Annotated in this window: 1 protein-coding gene; it reads left to right on the top strand. The window is 44.1% G+C overall.

Annotated features, from left to right (window positions below; translation table 11 throughout):
- Positions 1-406, top strand: a 406-nt coding sequence (locus tag LZZ90_RS13995; protein WP_237791324.1) for a hypothetical protein, incomplete at both ends; no start/stop codon positions are given.

Here is a 406-nt window from a genome sequence, read left to right as displayed (position 1 = left end):
CTTAACAGTCATGGTGGTGCAGCTGCTTCCGATGTATGTTCTTCAGTGACTTGGTCGCATAACTTCACTGCTTTAAGCGATGGTTGTGGAAACTCAGGAAGCGCTCTGGTAACGTTTACTGCTACTGATTCTTGTGGAAACCCTAGTACTACTTCAGCAACATTCACAATTCAGGATACAACTAATCCGGTAATTTCAGTGCAGGCTTCTGATATGACAGTTGAATGCGACGGTCAAGGAAACCAAGCACAATTACAAGTATGGTTAGACAGTCATGGTGGTGCAACTTCTTCCGATGTATGTTCTTCTGTAACATGGTCACACAACTTCACTGCTTTAAGCGATGGTTGTGGAAACTCAGGAAGCGCTCTGGTAACGTTTACTGCTACTGATTCTTGTGGAAACC

Origin of the sequence: Flavobacterium sp. SM15 (assembly GCF_022012335.1) — a bacterium.
GTDB lineage: Bacteria > Bacteroidota > Bacteroidia > Flavobacteriales > Flavobacteriaceae > Flavobacterium.
Note: the sequence above shows the minus strand (reverse complement) of the source record. Positions and strands in the feature narration are given on the sequence as shown.